At 66.3% G+C, this 20,465-nt stretch carries 17 protein-coding genes; 3 read left to right on the top strand and 14 right to left on the bottom strand.

From position 1 onward, the window contains the following. Positions 1-63 precede the first annotated feature (63 nt). The 9 genes from WS54_RS21305 to WS54_RS21260 form a co-directional block, all read right to left on the bottom strand. On the bottom strand, positions 64-1,743 hold the full coding sequence (locus WS54_RS21305; RefSeq protein WP_034207260.1) for a SpoVR family protein: 1,680 nt from the start codon (positions 1,741-1,743) through the stop codon (positions 64-66). Further along, on the bottom strand, positions 1,740-3,008 hold the full coding sequence (locus WS54_RS21300) for a YeaH/YhbH family protein (protein WP_034207259.1): 1,269 nt from the start codon (positions 3,006-3,008) through the stop codon (positions 1,740-1,742). Before WS54_RS21300 ends, WS54_RS21305 begins: the two co-directional genes overlap by 4 nt. A gap of 125 nt (positions 3,009-3,133) precedes the next feature. Next, a complete protein-coding gene (locus WS54_RS21295) occupies positions 3,134-5,056 on the bottom strand; it encodes a PrkA family serine protein kinase (RefSeq protein ID WP_027784391.1) in 1,923 nt (640 codons plus the stop codon). A 557-nt stretch (positions 5,057-5,613) separates the two neighbouring features. Further along, on the bottom strand, positions 5,614-7,380 hold the full coding sequence (locus tag WS54_RS21285; RefSeq protein WP_059785644.1) for a methyl-accepting chemotaxis protein: 1,767 nt from the start codon (positions 7,378-7,380) through the stop codon (positions 5,614-5,616). A 268-nt stretch (positions 7,381-7,648) separates the two neighbouring features. After that, a complete protein-coding gene (gene rbsK / locus WS54_RS21280; RefSeq protein ID WP_059785642.1) occupies positions 7,649-8,578 on the bottom strand; it encodes a ribokinase in 930 nt (309 codons plus the stop codon). Next, complete coding sequence (locus WS54_RS21275; protein WP_059785640.1) at positions 8,575-9,606, bottom strand: LacI family DNA-binding transcriptional regulator; 1,032 nt, start codon at positions 9,604-9,606, stop codon at positions 8,575-8,577. Before WS54_RS21275 ends, rbsK begins: the two co-directional genes overlap by 4 nt. A gap of 35 nt (positions 9,607-9,641) precedes the next feature. Next, a complete protein-coding gene (locus WS54_RS21270; protein ID WP_059785638.1) occupies positions 9,642-10,661 on the bottom strand; it encodes an ABC transporter permease in 1,020 nt (339 codons plus the stop codon). After that, positions 10,658-12,271 (bottom strand): sugar ABC transporter ATP-binding protein, encoded by a 1,614-nt coding sequence (locus WS54_RS21265; protein WP_059785636.1) that lies wholly within the window; start codon positions 12,269-12,271, stop codon positions 10,658-10,660. Before WS54_RS21265 ends, WS54_RS21270 begins: the two co-directional genes overlap by 4 nt. A gap of 145 nt (positions 12,272-12,416) precedes the next feature. After that, on the bottom strand, positions 12,417-13,370 hold the full coding sequence (locus WS54_RS21260) for a sugar ABC transporter substrate-binding protein (RefSeq protein WP_059785633.1): 954 nt from the start codon (positions 13,368-13,370) through the stop codon (positions 12,417-12,419). 278 nt (positions 13,371-13,648) lie between these two features. Here WS54_RS21260 and WS54_RS33745 point away from each other — a divergent pair, with 278 nt between their 5' ends. Further along, positions 13,649-13,972, top strand: a complete 324-nt coding sequence (locus WS54_RS33745; protein ID WP_159086701.1) for a hypothetical protein — start codon at positions 13,649-13,651, stop codon at positions 13,970-13,972. Between the two features lie 121 nt (positions 13,973-14,093). On the opposite strand, the gene WS54_RS21250 is transcribed toward WS54_RS33745, so the two are convergent. The 5 genes from WS54_RS21250 to WS54_RS21230 all read right to left on the bottom strand — a co-directional run bounded on the left by WS54_RS21250 (position 14,094) and on the right by WS54_RS21230 (position 19,163). After that, positions 14,094-15,020 carry a CysB family HTH-type transcriptional regulator gene (locus WS54_RS21250; protein WP_059785631.1) on the bottom strand — a complete coding sequence of 309 codons (927 nt, stop codon included), beginning with the start codon at positions 15,018-15,020 and terminating at the stop codon, positions 14,094-14,096. Positions 15,021-15,095: 75 nt separating this feature from the next. Beyond that, entirely contained in the window at positions 15,096-16,154 is a 1,059-nt protein-coding gene (locus tag WS54_RS21245) for a sulfate/molybdate ABC transporter ATP-binding protein (protein ID WP_059785629.1), read from the bottom strand. A 13-nt stretch (positions 16,155-16,167) separates the two neighbouring features. Beyond that, complete coding sequence (gene cysW, locus WS54_RS21240; RefSeq protein WP_059785626.1) at positions 16,168-17,112, bottom strand: sulfate ABC transporter permease subunit CysW; 945 nt, start codon at positions 17,110-17,112, stop codon at positions 16,168-16,170. Further along, positions 17,109-18,002: a sulfate ABC transporter permease subunit CysT gene (gene cysT / locus WS54_RS21235; protein WP_034207249.1), complete on the bottom strand. Its 894-nt coding sequence runs from the start codon at positions 18,000-18,002 to the stop codon at positions 17,109-17,111. The genes cysW and cysT overlap by 4 nt, the downstream gene beginning before the upstream one ends. 123 nt (positions 18,003-18,125) lie before the next feature. Further along, complete coding sequence (locus WS54_RS21230) at positions 18,126-19,163, bottom strand: sulfate ABC transporter substrate-binding protein (RefSeq protein WP_059785625.1); 1,038 nt, start codon at positions 19,161-19,163, stop codon at positions 18,126-18,128. A gap of 264 nt (positions 19,164-19,427) precedes the next feature. Here WS54_RS21230 and lexA point away from each other — a divergent pair, with 264 nt between their 5' ends. Together lexA and WS54_RS21215 are read left to right on the top strand one after the other, a co-directional pair. Continuing rightward, a complete protein-coding gene (lexA, locus tag WS54_RS21220) occupies positions 19,428-20,075 on the top strand; it encodes a transcriptional repressor LexA (RefSeq protein WP_006476077.1) in 648 nt (215 codons plus the stop codon). A gap of 25 nt (positions 20,076-20,100) precedes the next feature. Beyond that, positions 20,101-20,436, top strand: coding sequence for a hypothetical protein (locus tag WS54_RS21215; RefSeq protein ID WP_034207247.1), 336 nt, complete (start codon positions 20,101-20,103; stop codon positions 20,434-20,436). Positions 20,437-20,465 lie beyond the last annotated feature (29 nt).

Genomic DNA, 20,465 nt, shown 5'->3' with positions numbered 1-20,465 from the left:
CGTCATATGAAAACGCCAGCCCTCAGGCTGGCGTCCGATGCAAACATTTTCGCTTGGCGACGATCACACGCGCACTTCCGGCGGCACGTAGCGGCATTCGTAGCGCTTGCGCACGGTGCCGGCCTCGTCGACGCTTTCCAGATACACGTCGAACTGCCAGAGCCGCGCCATGTGCTTGAGCACCTCCTCGCTGTCGTTCGACAGGTGACGGTTGTCGGTCATGAAGTGACGCAGCGTGAGGCTACGGTCGCCGCGCGTGTTGACGGCCCATACCTGGATGTTCGGCTCGCGATGATGGATGTCGTACTGCCGCGACAACGCCTGCCGCACGTACTGATAGCCGGAATCGTCGTGGATCGCCGATACCTCGAGCGAATCGCGCATGTCGTCGTCGAGCACCGAGAAGAGCCGCATCTCGCGAATCAGGTTCGGCGACAGGTACTGCGCGATGAAGCTCTCGTCCTTGAAGTTGCGCATCGCATAGTGCATCGCCGGCAGCCACGGCGTGCCCGCGATCTCCGGAAACCACTTGTAGTCCTCTTCCGTCGGCGCTTCGCAGATCCTTCGGATGTCGCTCATCATCGAGAAACCGAGCGCATACGGGTTGATCCCGCTGTAGTACGGCTTCGTGACGGGCGGCTGGTAGACCACGTTGCTGTGCGAATGCAGGAACTCCATCATGAAGCCGTCTTCCAGCTTCCCCTGGTTGTACAGCGTATTGAGCAGCGTGTAGTGCCAGAACGTCGCCCAGCCTTCGTTCATCACCTGCGTCTGCCGCTGCGGATAGAAATACTGGCCGATCTTGCGCACGATGCGGATTACTTCCCGCTCCCACGGTTCGAGCAGCGGCGCGTTCTTCTCCGCGAAATACAGCAGGTTCTCCTGCGGCTCGGGCGGATAGCGGTCTTCCTGCTCCTCCGTCAGTTCGGGCTTCTTGCCCGGCAGCGTGCGCCACAGTTCGTTGACCTGCGACTGCAGGTACGCCTCACGCTCGCGCCGCAGGGCCGCTTCCTTCGACAGCGACGGTTTCTGCGGCCGCTTGTAACGGTCGACGCCGTAGTTCATCAGCGCATGGCACGAGTCGAGCAGTTCCTCGACGCGATCGAGGCCGTAGCGCTCCTCGCATTCCGCGACGTAGTTCTTCGCGTACACGAGATAGTCGATGATCGCGTGCGCGTCGGTCCACAGCCGGAACAGGTAGTTGCCCTTGAAGAACGAGTTGTGCCCGTACGCCGCGTGCGCGATGACGAGCGCCTGCATCGTCATCGTGTTCTCTTCCATCAGATACGCGATGCACGGGTTCGAATTGATGACGATTTCGTAGGCCAGGCCCATCTGGCCGCGGCGGTAGCTTTTTTCGGTCGCGAGGAAGTGCTTGCCGAACGACCAGTGGCGGTAGTTGACGGGCATCCCGACCGACGCGTACGCATCCATCATCTGCTCGGCGCTGATCAGCTCGAGCTGGATCGGGTAGATGTCGAGCTCGTATTGTTCGGCGACCTGCGAGATGTGCGTGTCGTATTCCTCGAGCAATTCGAACGTCCAGTCGGACGGGCACGGCAGTGGCTTGCGTTCGGCAACGTTCATACGCGCTTCCTTTTGCCCGGAACCGGGCAAGTCGGCGGCCGGCGGCGGCGGTTCGGCCTGCACGCGTTGCTGCGGTGCGGCAGGGCCGGCCGTGTCGTCGCCGGAAGAGCGCGGCTCGTAGCCGCGCGACTCGTTGTGCAGATGGCGGGTCGTCATGACATTTCCACCTGCTTTTCGAACAATTCGCGAAACACCGGGTAAATGTCCGCAGCCGATTCCACTTTTTTCATCGCGAGATGCGGTTGCGACAGGGCCAGTTGCGCGTATTCCAGCCACAGATTCTGCTCTTCCGGCGCGACCTGGATATACGCGAAGTAACGCGTCTTGGTGAGAATATCCTCTTCCAGGATTTTGCGACACTTCGGCGAATCGTCAGTCCAGTTGTCGCCGTCGGACGCTTGCGCGCCGTAGATGTTCCACTCGGTCGGCGAGTAGCGCTCGTTCATCACCTTGCGCATCAGTTCGAGCGCGCTCGACACCACCGTGCCGCCGCTTTCGGTCGAATGGAAGAAGGTATCTTCGTCGACTTCCTCGGCGCGCGTATGGTGACGGATGAACACCACTTCGATGCGCTCGTAGTTGCGCTTGAGGAACAGGTAAAGCAGGATGAAGAAGCGCTTCGCGAGATCCTTGCGCTGCTCGTCCATCGAGCCCGACACGTCCATCAGGCAGAACATCACGGCCTGGCTCGACGGTTGCGGCTGCTTCACGCGGTTGATGTAGCGCAGGTCGAACGGATCGATGAACGGAATCCGCCAGATGCGCCCTTTCAGGTGATGGATCTCGGCTTCGAGCGTCGCGATTTCCGCGCGGCGGTCTTCGGTGTCGTTCTTCAGCGCTTCGAGCCGCGCCTCGAGCTCGCGCAGCTCGTTGACGAGCGGCGAGCCGAGCGCGATGCGCCGGCCGAGCGCGCTGCGCAGCGAGCGCACGACGTCGATGTTGTTCGGCGTGCCCTCCGCCGACCAGCCCGCGCGCACGTTCTTCCAGCTCGGCACCGTCAGCAGGTGCGTCTTCACGAGGCGCGGCAGTTCGAGATCGTCGAAGAAGTACTGCATGAACTCGTCGCGAGACAGCTCGAACACGAAGTCGTCCTGCCCTTCGCCCTCGTTGCTCGCCTGACTGCCGCCGCCGCCCGAGCCGCCCTGCGGACGCGGAATCTTGTCGCCGCGCACGTAGTCCTCGTTGCCGGGGTGCACGTATTCGCGACGCCCGCCCGGCGCGTGCCGGAAATTCGGCTCCGCGATGTCCTTGCGCGGGATCGTGATGCTCTGCGTGCTCTGGATATCCTTGATGCTACGGTCGCGCACCGCGTCGGACACGGCACGACGAATGTAGTTCTTGACGCGACGCAGAAAGCGTTCGCGATTGGCGATGCTCTTGTTCTTGCCGGCCAGCCTGCGGTCGATGATTTGATGAAGCACTCCCGGTCTCCCGCTCGAAAGTCGATCTGCCGGGGCACTCGCCGCGCATGCCGTCTGCCGTCATGCGGGCGGCGCCTCTGAAAGCGCCCGGGCGGACTCGCCGTCCGGGCACGATACCGCGCGTGTCATGACGACTTGCGCACGCGCAGGTACCAGTCGCAAAGCAGCCTCACCTGCTTCGGCGTATAGCCCTTCGCGACCATCCGGTTCACAAAGTCCTCATGCTTGCGCTGCTCCTCCGCCGAACCCTTGGCGTTGAACGAAATGACCGGCAACAACTCCTCGGTGTTCGAGAACATCTTCTTCTCGATCACGACGCGCAACTTCTCGTAGCTCGTCCACACGGGGTTCTTGCCGGCGTTCGCCGCCCGTGCGCGCAACACGAAGTTCACGATCTCGTTGCGGAAATCCTTCGGATTGCTGATCCCGGCCGGCTTCTCGATCTTCTCCAGCTCCGCGTTCAGCGCGGCGCGGTCGAAGCTCTCGCCCGTGTCGTGGTCGCGGAATTCCTGATCCTGGATCCAGAAATCCGCATACGTGACGTAGCGGTCGAAGATGTTCTGCCCGTATTCCGAATACGATTCGAGATACGCCGTCTGGATCTCCTTGCCGATGAATTCCGCGTAGCGCGACGCGAGCACGTCCTTCACGAAGGACAGATACTTCTGCTCGGTTTCCGGCGGGAACTGCTCGCGTTCGATCTGCTGTTCGAGCACGTACATCAGGTGCACCGGGTTGGCCGCGACCTCGCTCGTATCGAAGTTGAACACGCGCGACAGGATCTTGAACGCGAAGCGCGTCGATACGCCGGTCATCCCTTCGTCGACGCCCGCGTAGTCGCGATACTCCTGGTACGACTTCGCCTTCGGATCGGTGTCCTTCAGATTCTCGCCGTCGTACACCTGCATCTTCGAGAACAGGCTGGAATTCTCCGGCTCGTGCAGCCGCGACAGCACCGAGAACTGCGACATCATCTTCAGCGTGCCCGGCGCGCACACGGCCTCGGCCAGCGACGAATTGCGGATCAGCTTCTCGTAAATCTTGATCTCTTCCGACACGCGCAGGCAGTACGGCACCTTCACGACGAAGATCCGGTCGAGCAGCGCCTCGTTGTTGCGGTTGTTGCGGAAGGCCTTCCACTCCGATTCGTTCGAGTGCGCAAGAATCACGCCGTCGAACGGAATCGCGCCGAAGCCTTCGGTGCCCTTGAAGTTGCCTTCCTGCGTGGCGGTCAGCAGCGGGTGCAGCACCTTGATCGGCGCCTTGAACATTTCGACGAATTCGAGCAGGCCCTGGTTCGCGAGGCACAGGCCGCCCGAGTAGCTGTATGCGTCGGCATCGTCCTGCGCGTACTGTTCGAGCTTGCGGATATCGACCTTGCCGACCAGCGACGAGATGTCCTGATTGTTCTCGTCGCCCGGCTCCGTCTTCGCGATGCCGACCTGCCGCAGGATCGACGGATAGCGTCGCACCACGCGGAACTGGCGGATGTCGCCGTTGTATTCGTGCAGGCGCTTGACGGCCCACGGACTCAGGATGCTTTTCAGGTAGCGGCGCGGAATGCCGTACTGTTCCTCGAGGATCGGACCATCCTCGTCGTAGTCGAACAGCCCGAGCGGCGATTCGTTGACGGGCGAGCCCTTCAGCGCATAGAACGGCACGCGCTCCATCAGTTGCTTCAGACGCTCGGCGATCGACGACTTGCCGCCGCCCACCGGGCCCAGCAGGTAGAGGATCTGCTTCTTCTCTTCGAGACCTTGCGCAGCGTGGCGGAAATACGCGACCACCTGCTCGATCACCTCCTCCATTCCGTAGAACTCACGGAATGCCGGATACACCTTGATGACCTTGTTCGCGAAGATCCGCGACAGGCGCGGGTCGTTGCGGGTATCGATCTGTTCAGGTTCCCCGATTGCTTCCAGCATGCGTTCACCCGCCGTCGCATACGCGGATGGATCGTTCTTGCAGAGCGCGAGATACTCCTCCAGCGAGAGCTCTTCCTCTCGCGTTTTTTCGAAGCGGTTCGCGAAGCTGCTGTAAATATCCATGCTACCTCCCTCGCCTGAGTCTGAAGACGTGCCTGCCTTCGTATGACTGCGCAGAAGCAAGCGCGTTCGAATTCATCCTAAACCCTTTCTTATTTTTTTTCACGAACTCTTCGTATGAAGTTCGTCATTCTCGACAACACCGCTTGGACAACGCATTTCGTCGTTTTACAATCGACTTCCCGAGCCGCAGAAACTGCATCCGCCGCGTCTCGTCGAACATCGAAACGGCTCGTGCGTTGGACGCCGCCGACACCCCCACTTCTCCCCTTCATCCCTATACGTTCGAGCGGCCGCGTGCGATGACACGCCGCCCGCACCGTTACAACTTTTTTTGCAGTCCCTTACGGACATACCCGTACGGTGAACGCGGGAACATGACGTGCACGCAGCGCATCCGCGCGAACCCGTCGGTGCGTCACGCACGATGCGCGATGCACGTGCCTGTGCCCGATCGATCGTCCGCGTTGTCACATTCGGCCTGTCGCAGAAACGACGACGCCCGCGGAGCGCGGGCGTCGTTCGTCACCAAATGGGGATAGATACGCGGCGCACTCGGATCAGAACGTCTCCCAGTCGTCGCCGCCGGCGCTCGCGACGGCCGGCGCGGGCGCCGGCGCAGCCGATACGGCGGCAGGCTTGCGCGCCGGCATCGCGGCGGCCGCGCGCTTCGGCGCGGCATCGCGTTCGATGCGCGCGGCAGCCTGTGCCGGCGCCGCCGGCGCGGACGGCGTGCGTGGTGCGTGCCGCGCCGCCGCAACGACGGTGTCCGCACGCGCCGCTTCGTCGTCGAGCTGGAATACCGCCGCCGTTTCGCGCAGGCGCGTCGCCTGTTCGTCGAGCGACTGCGCGGCGGCGGCGGCTTCCTCGACGAGCGCCGCATTCTGCTGCGTGACTTCGTCCATCTGCGCGACCGCGCGTGCCACCTGGTCGATCCCGCCGCTCTGCTCCTCGGACGCCGCCGCGATCTCGCCCATGATGTCCGTCACGCGCTGGACCGCGCCGATCACCTCGTTCATCGTGCGCCCGGCTTCGTCGACCAGCGTCGAGCCGGTCCGGATACGCTCCACTGACGCGTCGATCAGCGCCTTGATTTCCTTCGCCGCGCTCGACGAACGCTGCGCGAGGCTGCGCACTTCGCCGGCGACGACCGCGAAGCCGCGGCCTTCCTCGCCCGCGCGCGCGGCTTCGACGGCCGCATTCAGCGCAAGTATGTTGGTCTGGAACGCGATTCCCTCGATGATCGTGATGATGTCCGCGATTTTCGCCGAGCTGTCGTTGATTTCGCCCATCGTGCCGACCACCTGGCCCACCACCGTATTACCCTTGTTTGCAATGTCGGACGCATTCGCGGCCAGCGAGCTTGCCTGGCGCGCATTGTCCGCATTCTGCTTCACGGTGCCGGTCAGTTGCTCCATGCTCGACGCGGTTTCCTGCAGCGCAGCGGCCTGTTCCTCGGTACGCGACGACAGGTCGATGTTACCGGCCGCGATCTGGCGAGCCGCGGTCGCGATCGACTCGCTGCCGCCGCGCACGGTGCGCACCGTGTCGACGAGCCCGCGCTGCATCCGCGCGAGGCCTTCCAGCAGCTGCCCCATCTCGTCGCGCCGGTCGACGACGATCGGTCGGCGCAGGTCGCCCGCGGCGATCGCGTCGAAATGCGACAGCGCATCGGCGATCGGGCGGCCGATCGCGCGGCTCAGCGTCAGCCACGACAGCACCGCGGCCCCGATGCCGGCCAGCAGCACGACGATCGACAGCACGCGCATCGTCTCGAACACCGATTCCGCCTGATCGAAGCGCGCCTGCGCATCGGTGAACTGAAAGTTGCGCAGCGCTTCGCCGGCCACGGCCAGTTCGTTATAGCGCGCCTGCAGCTGCTTCGCGCCGTCGCCGATCCGGTCGTGATCGCCCGTGCCGATCGCGCTCGCGAACGCGTCGCAGGCATCCTGCAGCACCTTGCGCCGAGCGGCGACGCCCTGGGCGAGGCGATCCTCCTCGGCGCCGCGCGGCAGCGCGAGGTACTTCTGCCACCATGCGTCGGATTGCGTGCGCATCGCGCGGCTGCGCTCGACGGCAGCCGCGGAATCGGGCGTGCCGGCCAGCAGCGCCGCCCGGTCGAGTGCGAGGCGCTCGCGCGCGGCGAACATTTCCGCGACCGACACGTCGACCGCGCTCGGCATCTGGTTCGTGAAAATCTCGCGCGTCGAATCGTTCGAACGCGTCATGCCGTACAGACCGAGTACGCCGGTGACACCCAGCAGTACCGCCAGAAACGCCATCGTCAAACCGATGCGCGCACGAATCGTCAGGTTCCTGAACACCATCTTCCATCCTGTATTGCGTCGTCATGAACGGGCTCGGCCCGTTGGCTCGAAGCATTGCTTCACTCGGTGCAATTACGACCGTGTGGCGCATAACTTGATGGTTTTGGCGTCATTATTTCGAATTATTCGTCTGTTTATTACAAATGGCTGAATTATTGACGCAATTCGGGGCGGGATGGCGAACAGGAGAAAGGCGCGCCGGTACGCGGCCGGCCGTCTCGTGCGACGGGCGGGCCGCGTAGCGGAACCGGAAAACGGTGATCCGGCCCTAGTCGGCCAGTTCGATGCGGCTCGGAATCGACGGTTGTGCGCCCGCGCGCGTGACCGACAGCGCCGCAGCGCGTTGCGCGAAGCGGATGGCCGTGTCGACATCCGCGCCCCCCGCGAGCCGTGCGGAAAAGCCGCCGATGAAGGTGTCGCCGGCCGCCGTCGTGTCGACGGCCTGCACGACCGGCGCCGGATAGTGTCGCGCGGCGCCGTCGGCCGTCAACGCGAGCACGCCGCGCGCACCGAGCGTGACCAGCACGTTGCGCGCACCGCCGGCCTGGAGCGCCCGTGCAGCGGCCTCGGCCTCCGTCGGGTCGCGCACGGGCAGCCCGGTGAGCGCGGCCGCCTCGACCTCGTTCGGGATCAGGTAATCGACGAGCGGCAGCCAGCCGTCCGGCAGCGGCGCGACGGCCGGGGCCGGATTGAGCACCACCGTGCGGCCGAGCCGGCGCCCGGCCGACAAGGCCGCGAACACCGCGTCCGGCGGCGTCTCGAGCTGGCAGATCAGCACGTCGGCCGCGGCGAGCGCGGCCTCGTGCCGGGCGATCGTGTCGGTCGTGACCTCGCCGTTGCCGCCTGCGACGATCACGATCGCGTTCTGGCTCGCATCGTCGACGACGATCAGCGCGACGCCGGTCGACGCCGACGCGCTCGTCGCGAGCCCCGTGCAGTCGATTCCCTCGACCTCGAGGCCCGCGCGCAGTGCCGCGCCGTGCGCATCCGCGCCGACGCAGCCGATCATCGCGACCTGCGCGCCGAGCCGGGCGGCGGCGACGGCCTGATTGCCGCCCTTGCCACCCGCTGCCTGCGCGAACGCGTGCCCGGCCAGCGTTTCGCCCGGCAGCGGCAAGCGCGGCGCCCGCACGACGAGATCCATGTTGAGGCTGCCGACCACCGTCACGCGGCCGGTGCCGATTGCGCTCGCCGTCATGCGCGGGCGCCCGGCGCGGCCGGCTCGCGGTAGACCGCCGTCGATTCGCGCAGCACGAGGCGCGGCGACACGACGCGGCGGCGGCTCGGCACGGCGCTCGAACCGCCGCCGATCCGTTCGATCAGCGTCTGCGCGGCCATTTCGCCGAGCGCGCGCACCGACTGGCCGACCGTCGACAGCGCCGGATACGTGTAGCGGGAAAATTCGATGTCGTCGAACCCGATGATCGAGCAGTCGTCGGGCACGCGCATCCCGCGCTCGGCCGCCGCGCGCAGCGCGCCGACCCCCATCAGGTCGTTGCCCGCGAAGATCGCGCTCGGCCGCACCGATTCGAACAGCCGCGACGCCGCGTGATAGCCGCCCAGGCACGAGAAATCGCTTTCGGCGATCGCGCCCGGCACGATGTCGACCCCGCGCTCGGCCATCGCACGGATGAAGCCGTGCACGCGCATCGCGCTGACGGCGGTGTCGGTCGGCCCGGTGATGCAGCCGATCTTCGCGTGCCCGAGTTCGAGCAGATGGCGCGTGGCCAGGTACGCGCCGCGCTCGTGGTCGATCTGGACGAGATCGGCCGCGAGCCCCTCGATGTTGCGGTCGACGACGACGAGCGGCGCGTGGATATCGGCGAGCGTCTGCGCGAGCACCGTGTCCTCGCCCGCCGACGCGACGATCAGACCGTCGATGCGTTTCTCCTGCAGCACGCGCAGGTAATTGCGCTGCTTCACGGGATCGTCGTCCGAATTGCAGAAGAACACGCAATAGCCGTTGGCCGCGCACTGATCCTCGATGCCGCGCGCAAGCTCCGCGAAGTACGGATTCGTGCTGTTCGGCACGACGAGGCCGATGGTCGCCGTGGCCCGCGCCTTCAGCGAGCGCGCCACGGCCGACGGCACGTAATTCAGCTCGCGGATCGCGCCCTCGACCTTCGCACGCACATCCGCGGACACCGGCCGCGAATTGTTCACCACGTGCGAGACGGTCGTAAACGACACGCCCGCCATGGCCGCCACATCCTTGATCGTCGCCATTTCCCGTTTCTCTCTGGTCTGTTCTGTGTGTCTTTTTACCGCACGCGCGTACGCCGGCTGCGATACGTATCGAGCACGACCGCCACCACGATGACCGCACCCGTGATGATCCGTTTCGTCGGCTCGTTCGCACCGATCTGCGCCAGCCCCGCGGCCAGCACGGAGATGATCAACACGCCGAAGAACGTGCTGATCACCGAGCCGCGCCCGCCCATCAGGCTCGTGCCGCCGATCACGACGGCGGCGATGACCTGCAGTTCGAGGCCCGCGCCCGCGTTCGGATCGGCCGCCTCGAGCCGCGAAATCTGGAACAGCGACGCGAGCCCCGCGAGCGCGCCCATCAGTGCGAATACGAGAATTTTATACGGCCGCGGGTTAACCCCTGCAAGTCGCACCGCTTCCTCGTTCGTGCCGATCCCGATCAGATAGCGCCCGAACACCGTACGCGTGAGCACGAACTGGGCCGCGATCATCACCGCGACCGCGATCAGGAACGCCGGCGAGATGCCCAGCGCGATCGGGTTCGACAGGAAATCGAACGCGTCGCCGATATACGCGGTGCGCGAATTCGTCAGCTGGTACGCGAGGCCGCGAGCGGCCTCCAGCACGCCGAGCGACACGATGAACGACGGAATCCGCCAGCCGACCGTGACGGCGCCGGTCAGCGCGCCCGTCGCGGTCGCGACCGCGATTCCGATCAGCGCGGCCGGCAGCGGCCCCCACTGCCATTTCAGCGCGGCGACGCTGACCATCGACGCGGCCAGCGCGAGCACCGAGCCGACCGACAGGTCGATCCCGGCGATGATCAGCACGAAGGTCATCCCGACCGACATCACGACGAGATCGGGAATCTGGTTCGCGATCGTGCTGAACGTGTCGTAGGTCAGGAAATGCGCGCTCAGCACCGAAAACAGCGCGATCATCGCGGCCAGCGCGCCGGCGAGCCCGAGATAGTTCGACAGGCCGAGCCGCGTGCCGGACAGCGTGCGCGCGCGGCGCCCCGTCACGTCCTGCTGCGCGCCTGCGTCGGTCGGGGATACGGGAGGCTGGGTCATTGCTGTGGTCCTGTCGTCGAAGTGCCCGGAGCGGCGCCGCGCGCCTGCCCCGCATCCGGATGCTGCATGGCGGCCGCCGGCGTCTCGCGGCCGAAGCCGGCGAACGCCGCGGCCAGCAGCGCATCCTGGGTCCAGTTGCCGCGCTCGAACACGGCCGTCATGCGGCCGGCCGACATCACGCCGATCCGGTCGCAGATCAGCATCAGCTCGCGCAGGTCGCTCGATACGACCACGAGCGCGCGGCCTTCGCGCGCGAGCGCGCCCATCAAAGTGTAGATCTCGAATTTGGCGCCGACGTCGATCCCGCGCGTCGGCTCGTCGAACAGCAGCACGCCCATGTCGCGCGCGAGCCAGCGGCCGATCACGACCTTCTGCTGGTTGCCGCCCGACAGCTCGCCGACCGGCTGCGTCGCCCCGTGCGTGCGGATGCGCAGCGCGTCGATCTGCTGCTCGGCGAGCGCGGTCTCGCGCGCCGCATCGACGATGCCGCCGCGCGCGAGCCGGTCGAGCTGGCCAAGCGACACGTTCGCGGTGATCGACTGCGACAGCAGCAGCCCCTCGCCCTTGCGATCCTCGGTGATCAGCGCGATGCCCTGCCGCACCGCGTCGACCGGCGACGCGATCCGCGCCGGCTTCAGCGGCTGGCCCACCGCGATCGTCCCCGCATCGGGCGTGTCGGCGCCGTAGATCAGCCGCAGCAGCTCGGTGCGGCCCGCGCCGATTAACCCCGAGATGCCGAAGATCTCGCCCGCGCGTACCTCGAGCGACACGTCGCGCACGGCCGTGCCGCGCGTGAGACCCGACACCGCGAGCCGCGGCGCGCCGAAACGCCGTTCGCCGAGATCGATGTGTTCGCCGATCTCGCGCCCGACCATCAGCGTAACGAGCCCGTCGGACGTCGTCGCCGCCATGTCGCCCACATGCACGAGCCGGCCGTCGCGCAGCACCGCGACGCGCTCGGCGACGCGCGCGAGCTCTTCGAGCCGGTGCGAGATGTAGACGATCGCGACGCCGCGCGCCTTCAGCCGGTCGATCTGCTCGAACAGCAGCTCGACTTCGCGCGCGGTCAGCATCGCGGTCGGCTCGTCGAGAATCAGCACGCGGCAGTCGCCGATCAGGTTGCGCGCGATCTCGACCATCTGCTGGTGGCCGATGCCGAGCGCGCCGACCGGCGTATCCGGATCGACCGCGTCGAGCCCGACCTGCGCCATCGCCGCGCGTGCGTCGTCGCGCAGCCGCACGCGATCGATGATCCCGAAGCGCCGCGGCAGGCGGTTCAGGAACAGGTTTTCGGCGACGCTCAGCGTCGGCAGCAGGTTCAGTTCCTGCATCACCATGCGCACGCCGAGCGCTTCGGCCTGCGTGCGGCTCGCCGGCGCATAGGCCTGGCCGCCGAGCTGCATCGTGCCGGCGGTCGGGTCGACGAGCCCGCCGATGATCTTCGACAGCGTGCTCTTGCCGGCGCCGTTCTCGCCCGTCAGCGCGAGCGCCTGGCCCGCGTCGAGCGTCAACGTGACGTCGGCGAGCACGGGTTCGGCATAGGTCTTGCCGATGCCGGATACGGCCAGCACGGGGTGGGCTGAACGGGAGGGTTGGAAGGTCGGTTCCATCGCGATCCTGGTTGCGGCCGCGCGCCCGGGGCGCGCGGATATGACGCTCACAAGTGCATGTGCATGCAGTGGCCGTGATCGCGCTCACACCGGATAACGGCCGCCGCGCCGGATTCTTGAGGGCGGCGGCCGGACCGGTGCGGCGTTACTTCGTCACGAGATCCACCGGCGTCTCGACCACGCCGGACATGTCGGCCTGCTTGCGATGCTCGGCGATCGCCTTGAGCGCCGTGTCGATGCCGAACACGGCCTGCTTCGCCGCGTACTGGTCGGCGGTCGCGAGCACGCGGCCGTCCTTCAGCATCGGCTTGATCGCGTTGATGTTGTCGTAGCCGACCACGAGCACCTTGCCCTGCTTGCCGGCCGCGCGCACGGCCGACACGGCGCCGATCGCCATGTTGTCGTTGCCGCACAGCAGCGCCTTCAGGTTCGGGTATTCGTTGAGCATCGCGGCCGCCACCGCATTGCCCTTGTCGATCTCCCATTCGCCCGACTGCACCGACACGACCTTCATCCCGCCCGCCTTCATCGCATCCTGGAAGCCGGCCGTGCGCTGCTGGGCGTTGGTGGTCGTCGACACGCCTTCGACGATGCCGACCTGGTCGCCCGCCTTCAGCCGCTTCGCGAGGTAATCGCCGACCTTGCGCGCGCCCTTGCGGTTGTCCGGGCCGACGAACGGCACGTTCAGGTTCTTCGACTTCAGCACGTCGGGATCGAGCCGGTTGTCGATGTTGACGACGACGATGCCGGCGTCGACGGCCTTCTTCACGACCGGTACGAGCGCCTTCGAATCGGCCGGCGCGAGCACGATCGCGTCGACCTTCGAGACGATCATCTGCTCGACGATGCGGATCTGGTTCGCGGTGTCGGTCTCGTCCTTGATGCCGTTGGTGACCAGGTCGAACTGGTTCGCGTTGTGTTTCTGGTATTCCTTCGCGCCCGTTTCCATGGTCAGGAAGAACTCGTTGGCGAGCGACTTCATCACGAGCGCGACCTTCGGCTTGGCGGCGGCGGATTGCGCGTGGACAGCCGGTGCGGCGACCACCGCGACGGCGGCGAGCGCGGCGGTCAGGAAGCGACGGCGAAAGCGGACATTCATACACATCTCCTGGCGACTGGCCCGAAGGGCCGGATTGTTATCTGGTTGTTGTTTTAATGTGAGCAAACGTTTGCGCCACACTACCCGGGCAATGGCCATCGATGCTGCTGTCGGTACCACGGAATGGAAGCAAGGCAGACGGCCGACTGCCTGGCGCGTGCTGTCGTCGACGCGCCACCGCCGGCGGGACGCCGGCGGAGTGAAGGCTATGCTGTACCGATTCGCTTCGGCGCGCAACCTGTCTGATCAATATTTAAGGGTTTATTCGGAGCGCGCGAGTGCGCTCCGCGACGCGCAAATGCGACAGTCTCGATGCCGACGGCGGCTCGCCGATGCGCGTCGCAGGCGGCGGGCCGACGATGAAGCGGTTCGGCGCGAACGACGCGATCGGCACGCGGATCGCCGGCATCCACCGGCCCGATATGCGGCCGACTGTAACGGAACCGGCGATTCGTATCGCGCTGCCTCGTGAACGAGGATGGCTGCCGATCTGGCGTTCCGCGCCGAGATTCGGCGTTGCAGACCGTTCTTGTTTTTCTGTTGGCACAGAAACGCGCGCCGATCGCCCTGACGCGACGCACTCGATCGGATGCCTCGGCTGATGATTCGGACGCGCCGGCGGCAATCCCCTCCGCCGCCCCGTGCGGTGTGCGGCAGGCTATGCGCGGCGCACGTCGCGCACCGTCCGCGGTATCTGCCCGGACGGCAGGCGACATGCGCCGATCAAACGGCTTCGCGCAACAGCCCCGCGATTTCCGCTTCGTTAAGATGCGGCGCGAACATTTCGATCAGCCGGTACGCATACGCACGCAGGAACGCGCCCTTGCGCAGGCCGACCCGCGTCGTGCTCGCCTCGAACAGGTGCTGCGTGTCGAGCGCGACGAGCCCCGTGTCGCGCTGCGGATCGTAGGCCATCGCCGCGACGACGCCGATCCCCATTCCGAGCTCGACGTAGGTCTTGATCACGTCCGCGTCGATCGCGGTCAGCACGACGTCCGGCACGGCGCCCGCCTGCGCGAACGCCTGGTCGATGTGCGAGCGGCCCGTGAAGTCCTGGTCGTACGTGATGATCGGGTACTCGGCAATCTCGTCGAGCGTCAGGTTCTCGCGACCGACGAGCGGGTGGCCCTTCGGCACGACGACCGTGTGGTGCCACGAATAGCACGGGAACGTGACGATGTCCGGATAGCGGTCGAGCGCTTCGGTCGAGATGCCGAGATCGGCCTCGCCGTTCAGGATCATCTGCGCGATCTGCTGCGGGCTGCCCTGGCGCAGCGCGAGATGCACCTTCGGGAACACGTCGGTGAACTGCCGGATCACCTTCGGCAGCGCGTAGCGCGCCTGCGTGTGCGTCGTCGCGACGACGAGGTGGCCGCTGTCCTGATCGGCGAACTGGCGCGCGACGCGGCGCAGGTTCTCGGCGTCCAGCAGCATCCGCTCGATCAGCTGGTGCACCGCCTTGCCCGGCTCCGTGAGCCCCGTCAGCCGCTTGCCGCGCCGAATGAAGATGTCGACGCCGAGCTCATCCTCCAGATCCTTGATCTGTTTCGACACGCCCGACTGCGACGTGTACAGCACGTTCGCGACTTCCGTCAGGTTCATGTTCTGACGCACCGCTTCGCGCACGAACCGCAATTGCTGAAAATTCATGGGTATGCCTCTTAGGCTGTCGTTGTTTGATTGTCGAATCGGAGCGAATCCAGCCCCCTGCCCTGCATTGTCCCGTCAACGGGCGGGAAACACCCGCACGGCGCGCGGCACGGCCGTCGCGCCGTCGCCGACTTGCAGCGAAAGCGCCCGCCATGCGTCGCGGTCGAGTTCCGCCTCGAGCGCGCCGCCCGCGCGCGCCTCGAGTTCCACGCGCACCGAACCGCCGAGCGGAATCACGCGCCGCACGTCCACCGCGATGCCGTCGCGGTGCCCTTCGCCCGCCGGCCACAGCTGCAGATCGTGCGGCCGCACGTAAGCGTTCGCGGGGCCCGCGAAATCGGCGTCGACCTCGATCGGCGCAGCCGCGCCCTCGGCGACGAAGCCACGCCCGGCAACCGTGCCCGGCAACCGGTTCGCCGCGCCGAGGAACTCGTACACGAACGCGCTTTGCGGATGATCGTAGACGTCCTGCGGGCTGCCGACCTGCTCGACGTGGCCGCGGTTCAGCACGACGATGCGATCGGCCACTTCGAGCGCCTCTTCCTGGTCGTGCGTGACGAAGATCGTCGAGATGTGCAGGTCGTCGTGCAGCCGACGCAGCCAGCCGCGCAGTTCCTTGCGGACCTTCGCGTCGAGCGCGCCGAACGGCTCGTCGAGCAGCAGCACTTTCGGCTCGACCGCGAGCGCGCGGGCCAGCGCGATGCGCTGGCGCTGGCCGCCCGACAACTCGGACGGGTACCGCTGCGCGAGCCAGTCGAGCTGCACGAGCTTGAGCAGCTCGTGCACCTTGTCGCGAATCGCGGCTTCCGACGGCCGCTCGCGGCGCGGCTTCACGCGCAGCCCGAACGCGACGTTCTCGAACACCGTCATGTGGCGGAACAGCGCGTAGTGCTGAAACACGAAGCCGACCTGGCGGTCGCGCGCGCCGACCGACGCCACGTCGAGCCCCTGCAGCACGACCTGGCCGGCGTCCGCGTGCTCGAGGCCCGCGATCACGCGCAGCAGCGTGGTCTTGCCGCAGCCGGACGGCCCGAGCAGCGCGACCAGTTCGCCGGGCGGAAAGTCGAGCGACACGTCGTCGAGCGCCGTGAAATCGCCGAAGCGCTTCTGAAGATTACGGACGGTGATACCCATTCTGGTTGCCTCTTTACGATTTCGACGAAACGGCGCCGACAGGGCCGGCATGTGCGGGACCGGCGTCGTGCGCGTCGGCCAGTTCGGCCGCGAGATGACGCTCGGCGATCAGCTTGAGCGCGAGCGTGACGAGCGCGAGCAGCGCCAGCACCGACGCTACCGCGAACGCCGCCGCGAAGTTGTATTCGTTGTACAGGATCTCCACGTGCAGCGGCATCGTGTCGGTCACGCCGCGGATGTGGCCGGACACGACCGACACCGCGCCGAACTCGCCCATCGCGCGCGCATTGCACAGGATCACGCCGTACAGCAGCCCCCACCTCACGTTCGGCAGCGTCACGCGGCGGAAGATCTGCCAGCCCGACGCGCCGAGCACGCGCGCGGCTTCTTCCTCGTCGGTGCCTTGCGCCTGCATCAGCGGAATCAGCTCGCGCGCGACGAACGGGAACGTGACGAAGATCGTCGCGAGCACGATGCCCGGCACCGCGAAGATGATCTGGACGTCGTGATCCTGCAGCCACGGCCCGAACCAGCCCTGCGCGCCGAACAGCAGCACGTACACGAGGCCCGAGATCACCGGCGACACCGAGAACGGCAGGTCGATCAGCGTCGTCAGCAGCGCCTTGCCGCGGAATTCGAACTTCGCGATCGCCCACGATGCGCACACGCCGAACACGAGGTTCAGCGGCACCGCGATCGCGGCGACGGTCAGCGTCAGCTTGATCGCCGACCACGCATCGGGATCGGCCAGCGATTCGAGATAGAAGCCGACGCCCTTGCGCAGCGCCTCGACGAACACCGCGGCGAGCGGTACGACGAGGAAGAACGCGAGAAACGCCAGCGCGATGCCCGTGAGCAGCCAGCGCACGACGCGCGACTCGCTGACGGGGTCGAGCCGCTTCGCGGCGCGCGCGGCCGGCGACGGGGTTTTCAGCACGACGGTGGCCTCCTGGCTCATTGCTGGCCTCCTGCTGCGACAGCGCTGACGGCGACGGGCGCCGGACCGCTCGCGCCCTTGCTCGTCCTGCGCTGCAGATACCACTGCAGCGTGTTGATCAGCAGCAGCATCAGGAACGACACGACCAGCATCACGACCGCCAGCGCGGTCGCGCCCGCGTAGTCGTACTGCTCGAGCTTCGTGATGATCAGCAGCGACGTGATCTCGGATTTCATCGGCACGTTGCCGGCGATGAAGATCACCGATCCGTATTCGCCGAGCGCGCGCGCGAACGCCAGCGCGAAACCGGTGAGCAGCGCCGGCAGCACGGCCGGCAGCACGACGCGCCGGAACGTCAGCCAACGCGACGCGCCGAGGCACGCGGCGGCTTCTTCCTGCTCGCGCTCGAAATCCTCGAGCACCGGCTGCACGGTGCGCACGACGAACGGCAGCCCGATGAAGGTCAGCGCGACCAGCACGCCGGCCGGCGTGAACGCGATCTTGATGCCGAGCGGCGCCAGATACTGGCCGACCCAGCCGTTGGTCGCGTACACGGCCGCGAGCGAGATGCCGGCCACCGACGTCGGCAGCGCGAACGGCAGATCGACGATCGCATCGACGAGGCGCTTGAACGGGAACGTGTAGCGCACCAGCACCCACGCGACGAGGAAGCCGAACACGGCATTGATCAGCGCGCCGCCGAACGCGGCCGAGAACGTCAGCCGGTACGACGCGAGCACGCGCGGCGACGTGACGGCGGTGACGAACTGGCTCCACGACAGCGTCGCGGTCTTCAGGAACGTGGCGGCGAGCGGAATCAGCACCACGAGGCTCAAATAGGCCACCGTGATGCCGAGTGTCACGCCGAAACCGGGCAGCGCGCTCGGCTTGCGAAAGGTGTACGTCGTCATCGGATGCTCTTGCTGGGTCGATGCTGCTCATGGGCCCGACGCAAACGCCGGCGCAACGAATCGCGCCGGCGGGCCGTCGGGGATGCGGCGCGCTGTCGTGGCGCGCCGCTTGTCGTTATGGCGTTACTGCGGCTTGTAGATCGAATCGAACACGCCGCCGTCCGCGAAATGCGTCTTCTGCGCATTCGTCCAGCCGCCGAACGTGTCGTCGACCGTGTACAGCTTCAGCTTCGGGAACTGCTTGGTCAGCTCCGCCGGCACGTTCTTCGAACGCGGCCGGTAATAGTTGCGCGCCGCGATTTCCTGGCCCTGCGGGCTGTACAGGAAGTTCAGGTAGGCCTCGGCCAGCTTGCGCGTGCCCTTCTTGTCGACCACCTTGTCGACCACCGCGACGGGCGGCTCGGCCAGGATGCTCACCGACGGCACGACGATCTCGAATTTGTCGGTACCGAATTCCTTGACCGACAGGAACGCCTCGTTTTCCCACGCGATCAGCACGTCGCCGATCCCGCGCTGCACGAAGCTCGTCGTCGCGCCCCGCGCGCCCGAATCGAGCACGCCGGCGTTCTTGTAGAGCTTCGTGACGAATTCCTTCGCCGTCTGCTCGTTGCCGCCCGGCTTGTGCAGCGCGTATGCCCATGCGGCCAGGTAGTTCCAGCGCGCGCCGCCCGAGGTCTTCGGATTCGGCGTGACGATCGAGATGCCCGGCTTGGTCAGGTCGTCCCAGTCCTTGATCCCCTTCGGATTGCCCTTGCGCACGAGGAACACGATCGTCGACGTGTACGGCGACGCGTTGTCGGGCAGGCGCTTCTGCCAATCCTTGCTCACCAGCCCCTTGTTCGCGAGCGCGTCGATGTCGTACGCCAGCGCCAGCGTGACGACGTCGGCCTGCAGGCCGTCGAGCACCGAGCGCGCCTGCGCGCCCGAGCCGCCGTGCGACTGCTTGAAGTTGACGGTTTCGCCCGTCTTCGCCTTCCACTCCTTGCCGAACGCCTGGTTGAAATCCTGATACAGCTCCCGCGTCGGGTCGTACGACACGTTCAGGAAAGTCGTATCGGCCTGCGCATGCGCCGCGACGCCCAGCGCCGCCGCCGCGCCCAGCGCGAGTGTCGCGATCAGGCGGCCCACGCCGCCCACCAGCCCCGTATTGCGCTTCGCCATCCTTGGTTCTCCAGTGTTGTCGGTATTGCGATGTCGGGCCAGTCTAGCGAACGGGTTACATGATTAAAAATAATCGTTCCTCATTTTTTAATACTCAAAAGTGCTAACGCATGCGGGGCGGACGGTTGCGGCGGACAAACCGGCGTCCGGGCGTCGCGAAATCGCGCCGGAATCGGCGCGATCGCGTCGAACCTCAAGTAACACTTGAAATTCACCAAGTACTGTATAAAAATACAGCTCACTGTCTATCCATACAGTTGAGCCATGACCAAACTCACCGCCCGTCAGCAGCAAGTGTTCGACTTGATCCGTCGCGCGATCGAGCGCTCCGGATTCCCGCCCACCCGCGCCGAGATCGCGGCCGAACTGGGCTTCAGCTCGCCGAATGCGGCCGAGGAGCATCTGCGCGCGCTGGCGCGCAAGGGCGTGATCGAGCTGGCCGCCGGCGCATCGCGCGGCATCCGGCTGCTCGGCATCGACGATGCCCCGCACCAATTCACGCTGCCGCACGCCGGCCTGATGCAACTGTCGCTGCCGCTCGTCGGCCGTGTCGCGGCCGGTAGCCCGATCCTCGCGCAGGAGCATATCTCGCAGCATTACGCGTGCGATCCCGCGCTGTTCACCAGCAAGCCCGACTACCTGCTGAAGGTGCGCGGCCTGTCGATGCGCGACGCCGGCATTCTCGACGGCGATCTCCTCGCCGTGCAGAAGCGCACGGAAGCGAAGGACGGCCAGATCATCGTCGCGCGTCTCGGCGACGACGTCACGGTCAAGCGCCTGATGCGCCGGCCCGGCGGCCTCGAGCTGATCGCGGAGAACCCGGATTACGAAAACATCTTCGTCAAGGCCGGCAGCGCGGATTTCGCGCTGGAAGGCATCGCCGTCGGGCTGATCCGCTCGGGCGAACTCTGACATTCCGTCTCTCCAGGAGAACATCATGGAACGCCTTGCCCGCCTGCTGCCTTTCCGTCAATTCGGTCGCCTGCGTCATCTGCGCGGCCGCACGCCCTGCGCGCCGCTGTCCGCGGCAGCGCCAGTGCAACAAGAAGTCGCAGTCGAACGGCAGGCGTCCCTGCTGCCGTCAGCGCTTCCCGCATTCGCGCGGGTATCGCTGAATGCCGGTCTGAATCACGCGGAACCCGCACGCCGCGCGCCGGTGCGCGTCTATCACGGCCGCTCGCGCCTGATCATGGTGGGTACGATCGATGCCGTGTGCCGAATGATCGATCGCTGCATTGCGGAGGAACGATCGGCCACGCCGGGCGGTCTCTGATTTCGGAACGTTCCCGCACCGGAGGCAAC

It is taken from the genome of Burkholderia sp. NRF60-BP8 (assembly GCF_001522585.2).
Taxonomy (GTDB): domain Bacteria; phylum Pseudomonadota; class Gammaproteobacteria; order Burkholderiales; family Burkholderiaceae; genus Burkholderia.
Note: the sequence above shows the minus strand (reverse complement) of the source record. Positions and strands in the feature narration are given on the sequence as shown.